This window comes from Microcystis sp. LSC13-02 (assembly GCA_002282935.1).
Taxonomy (GTDB): domain Bacteria; phylum Cyanobacteriota; class Cyanobacteriia; order Cyanobacteriales; family Microcystaceae; genus Microcystis.
This window is the reverse complement of the sequence record MTBT01000032.1, coordinates 1-5,041: the sequence shown is the minus strand read 5'-3', so window position 1 is coordinate 5,041 and position 5,041 is coordinate 1. Positions and strand designations below refer to the sequence as shown.

General features: G+C 42.1%; 3 protein-coding genes and 1 pseudogene. All 4 read right to left on the bottom strand.

The window, feature by feature from the left end:
* Positions 1–197: 197 nt before the first annotated feature.
* Positions 198–893, bottom strand: coding sequence for a Uma2 family endonuclease (locus BGL89_RS02225; RefSeq protein WP_286824206.1), 696 nt, complete (start codon positions 891–893; stop codon positions 198–200).
* A gap of 67 nt (positions 894–960) precedes the next feature.
* A pseudogene (locus BGL89_RS02220) lies at positions 961–1,580 on the bottom strand (Uma2 family endonuclease).
* A gap of 35 nt (positions 1,581–1,615) precedes the next feature.
* The gene (locus tag BGL89_RS02215) at positions 1,616–3,964 is read right to left on the bottom strand and encodes an HD family phosphohydrolase (RefSeq protein ID WP_286824205.1); all 2,349 of its coding nucleotides are present in this window, start codon (positions 3,962–3,964) and stop codon (positions 1,616–1,618) included.
* A gap of 91 nt (positions 3,965–4,055) precedes the next feature.
* Positions 4,056–5,041, bottom strand: a 986-nt coding sequence (locus BGL89_RS02210) for an RNA-guided endonuclease InsQ/TnpB family protein (RefSeq protein ID WP_286824204.1), incomplete at its 5' end; no start/stop codon positions are given.

Genomic DNA, 5,041 nt, shown 5'->3' with positions numbered 1-5,041 from the left:
AGAGACAAAATGGCGGCATTAAATATACTCAAAAAAGCTACGATAGGGCATATCGGAAGTTGGTCATCAGACCTAAACGCTTGGGGAGATTGAAGCTCTATTTTGGTTGGTAGCAATACCTGTCAAGACAACTTGAGTCAGTGAACCAAGAATCCCTCGCATGAGCGCGACGGGAGTGTCAAAATTGGTAATATTTATTAACTAAAATTCTCTAAAGCTTCAAACTGACGTAAAGCAAGACTAGAACCTTGATTCCAGCCTAATTCTACATAATAGGGTAAAAGTTTCTTGATATTTATATCGGGAAAGAGACGACTATTTTCGCTTTCTTGATAACTGTCTTCTCTGAACAGATATATTTTTAATTCTTCCCGACGATAAACCCACAATTCAGGGATTTTTAGCAATTGATAAGCCTCTACATCAGTCAGAGAAGTAAAATCCACTTCTATAGCTAAATCGGGAGGAGGATCAACAGTTAAATCAATTCTTTCTTTGCCTAAAATTGCCTGTCTATTATCAATATAAAAACAAGTATCTGGTTCTACTCCCGCTTCTCCCAGCATTTTCAAGGTAATCGGATCAAAACATTGCCAGTCTTTACCTTGACGACGGAGGATAATTTTTACTAAATCCCTTAATGTATCAACACGATTGCCATGACTTGGTAAAGGAGACATAAGCCGAATTTCTTGCGTTTTGCGATTAAAATAGAGTTTGGGATAGGTTTTCTGGAGACGTAAACTCAGCAATCTTTCGTAATCTTCCCAAGTCTGATGAGGGAAAATAACCTGATTACCTGGAGATAAAGATACCCAAGTCTGATGAGGGAAAATAACCTGATTACCTGGAGATAAAGATAAAGTATTTTCGTTGAGAGTAATTAGTAGCATTTTGGTAATTATCTTTGGTTTGTGTTGGACATAAAAATTATTAGCTCAGTTTTATACAAAAAGTCTTTTAACTAAAATTCTCCAAAGCTTCAAATTGACGTAAGGCAATACTAGAACCTTGATTCCAGCCTAATTCTACATAATAGGGTAAAATTTTCTTGATATTTATATCGGGAAAGAGACGACTATTTTCCCTTTCTTGATAACTGTCTTCTCTGAACAGATATATTTTTAATTCTTCCCGACGATAAACCCACAATTCAGGGATTTTTAACAATTGATAAGCCTCTACATCAGTCAGAGAAGTAAAGTCCACTTCTATAGCTAAATCGGGAGGAGGATCGACATTTAAATCAATTCTCTCTTTGCCTAAAATTGCCTGTCTATTATCAATATAAAAACAAGTATCTGGTTCTACTCCCGCTTCCCCCGGCATTTTCAAGGTAATCGGATCAAAACATTCCCAGTCTTTGTCTTGACGACGAAGGATAATTTTTACTAAATCACTTAAAAGATTGATACGTTTGCCATGACTTGGTAAAGGAGACATAAGCCGAATTTCTTCAGTTTTGCGATTAAAATAGAGTTTGGGATAGGTTTTTTGGAGACCCAAGTCTGATGAGGGAAAATAACCTGATTACCTGGAGATAAAGATAAAGTATTTTCGTTGAGAGTAATTAGTAGCATTTTGGTAATTATTTTTGATTTTTTGCTGTTATCTCTTATTTTTTTTCGGCTGAGGAGACTTCTAAAACTGCTTTCGGGTAGGCAATGCGTTGATGATGGAATTGTTGCCAAACTTGCACAAAAATCTCGGCAATAATTGGTAATTCCTCCTGACGAATACCACTATCTACTAATTGTTGATCGCGCCATCGGGCCTGAAAAATCTTTTTGATCATATCCATGGCTTGTTCTGGGGAGGCCTCCTTTAGCGATCGCAAAGCGGCCTCGCTACTATCGGCTAACATAACGATCGCCGTTTCTCGCGATTGGGGAATCGGACCATCGTAGCGAAAGGCTGCTTCATCGACGATTTCTTGACCATTTTGTCTGGATTTTTGCAAAGCTTGCTGATAAAAATAGGAAATTAAGAGATTGCCTTGGTGTTCGGGAATAAAATCGCGGACGACTCGCGGTAAACCCTGTCTGCGGGCCATGACTAACCCTTCGCTAACGTGCTTTTTAATAATCTCGGCGCTGACGTAGGGATCGTTAATTTCATCGTGTTTATTCGGGCCACCCATTTGATTTTCAATAAAACCGAGAGGATCGTGCATTTTCCCGATATCGTGATAAAGGGTTCCCGTGCGAATTAATTCCACATTACAGTGCAGTTTTCGGGCGGCCGCTTCGGCTAAACAGGCGACAAAAAGGGTATGTTGAAAAGTACCCGGCGCTTCTGTGGCCAAACGTTTGAGCAAACTACAATTAGGATTGGACAACTCCACCAGACGAATGGGAGTCACCACATCGAAACAGCGTTCCAGATAGGGGGATAATCCTAGAGCGATTACCGTCCAAGCTATTCCCGATAGACCATAGACGAGCGCCGTGGGTAATAGAGCATAGATGATCGTGCTGGCCGTGGCGCTAACGATTAGGTAGGTGAGCAGATAAACACCCCCTTGACTGACTCCGATTCCCATTCCTAGCAGCGATAATTCATCCCGGGAGCGCAATTTTGCCGCTATTATGGCCGCTAATAGTCCCCCGATCGTCCCCGCGATTAAATCGGCGCTGATGCCTTGGATACTGAATAGGGAAAGACCGGCAGTTAAGAGGACTTGGGTGACGGCCAAAGTCGGGCCATAGAAACTGCTGACTAATAAACCCACGGCTGCCAGATTGGTAAAGGGAATATGGGCGATCGCTAAGATCGGTGTGGTAAAACTTAGTAAACCCAAGAGAAGAAAATCCCGGTGACGCAGAGGCCGATGGAGACGCTGGGCCACGAGGCAAAAAGTCCCGATCACGCTGGTGACAAGGATTGCCGTTGCTCCTAAACCCATCCAGTTAATGCCCCGTTCGCTTAAACCAAAGCCATCGATGAGAACAAACTGAGCTTGAGTAATTTTTTCGCCTGTTTTAACGATAATTTGACCGGTTTGAGTGCTAGACATCACCATATCTACCGCTTCCACCGCTTTAGCCGCTTGTTCTTTGGTTGACTCCCGATCTTCTATCAGGTTAGCCTGTCCCTCTAGGGCCGCTAGAAGGATATTTTCGGCTAAAAGCTGCTGGCGACGGGTTAGGCGATCGCTGCTAATCTGCACGACGATGGTATCCTGTAGGTGACTGGTGGAAATCCCCGGGGGGATGCCTTGCACCAAAATGCGGCGACCCGCTTGCAGGATGGCTGTTTCTAGGTTTTGCCACTCTCGATCGCTGATTTGAGCTACTGCGATCAGATCGCCATATTTGAGTTGATTTAAGCTGGAATGCCGATAATTTTGGCTGGTTTGCCCCTGTATTTGCCGTAATTGCCCTAATCGATCGATAAATTGCTCAAATTTCCCCTTTGTCACGCGCTGACGATAGGCTTGGATTTCGTGTATAGCATATTCCTGCTCTTTTGTCAAGGGTTTTGCAAAAGATTCTTCATAGTTGAGGCCGCTTTGTAGAGTTGACCATTGAGCGGCAGAAAAGGTGAGCAGCGTTCCCAGTGTGGCGTTAGAAATAGTCCTGCTGATTAAAATCGAATTTTTGGGCAGAATTGGGATAATTTGACTTAATTGCCCTAAAGTGTCCCGTAGCGCTCGCTCAATCTGGGCAGTGGTTTGGGGGTCTCTTTTCAGCCGGGGAAGCAGTCCAGCCCGAATTTTTTGGCGTTTGAGGGCGGTGGTTTCTTGGTCTTCAAAACTGGCATCTTCGGGGGCGATAATTGTGACGGGGGAAATAGTCCCGACGGCCAATTTCGGCTGATTATAGAAACGATAACCGACTACGCTAGTCAGACAACCGACGGTAAACAGGAAGATTAAGGGTCGTCGAAGTTTACCTAGGGAGTAAGACCGAGATTTTCGGGCAGAATCAGGAAAAACCGTGAAAGAATGCAGAAAATGATTCATAAATTCCAGCTAAATTCTTTGACACTCCCGTCGCTAAAAGCGAGGGATTCTTGGTTCATCGAGTTTCCTTAATCTAGCAGGACGTATCCAACTAAACCAGAGGGAATCTCTCCCCAAGCGTAGTAGTTTCGGTATGCCCTACCGTACTTAGTCCCTTTTTGAGAATATTGATAGCGGCGTTAATATCTCTATCTTCTACATAGCCACAGTGAGGACAAATATGGGTTCTTGTAGATAGAGATTTAGCTACTTTTTGACCACAATTAGAACAGTTTTGACTGGTGTTATGGGGAGCTACTGCTACTGTAGCCTTACCATATTTAAAACCAAAATATTCTAACCATTGCCGAAAAGTTGACCAAGCCACATCATTAATAGATTTAGCTAGTTTCGAGTTTTTTACCATGCCTTGAACATTTAAGTTTTCGTAAGCGATGAAATCGTTAGATTTAATGACGCGCAATGCCTCTTTTGAGGCAAAGCCTTTACGTTGCCTACTTACTCTTAAATGCTTTCTAGCATATCTCTTTCTGGCCTTTTGGTAGTTGTTTGATTGGGGTTGACCTTTTCTAAACTTTTTAGATTTCTTCCGATTCAGACGGTTTAATCTTTTTTCTGCCTTGCGATAGTATTGCGGTATTTCTACTGTTTCCCCATCACTATTAGCGTAGAAAACGTTTAAACCTACATCCAATCCCACACATTTCTTGGTTGGTTCTAGGGGTTTAGCATATTCCCGAATATCAACACTTAGACAGAATTGGACATAGTAACCATCCGCTCGTTTAACAATCCTAACTCGTTTAATTTGGTCTATAGGGTAAAAGTTTAGGTCTCTGGTTCCTTTCAGTTTAACCGTGCCAATATTTTTCTTATCTGTGAAAGTTATTTTCTTTCTATCCTCCGATAGTTTCCAGCCACAGTTTTTATATTCCACAGAACGATTATTCTTTTGGAATTTAGGATAACCCTTTTTACCTTTTATTTTTTTCTTACAATTGTCATAGAAACGAGCAATAGACGACCAAGCTCGTTCAGCAGATGCTTGTCTAGCCGTAGAATTTAGAGTATCGACAA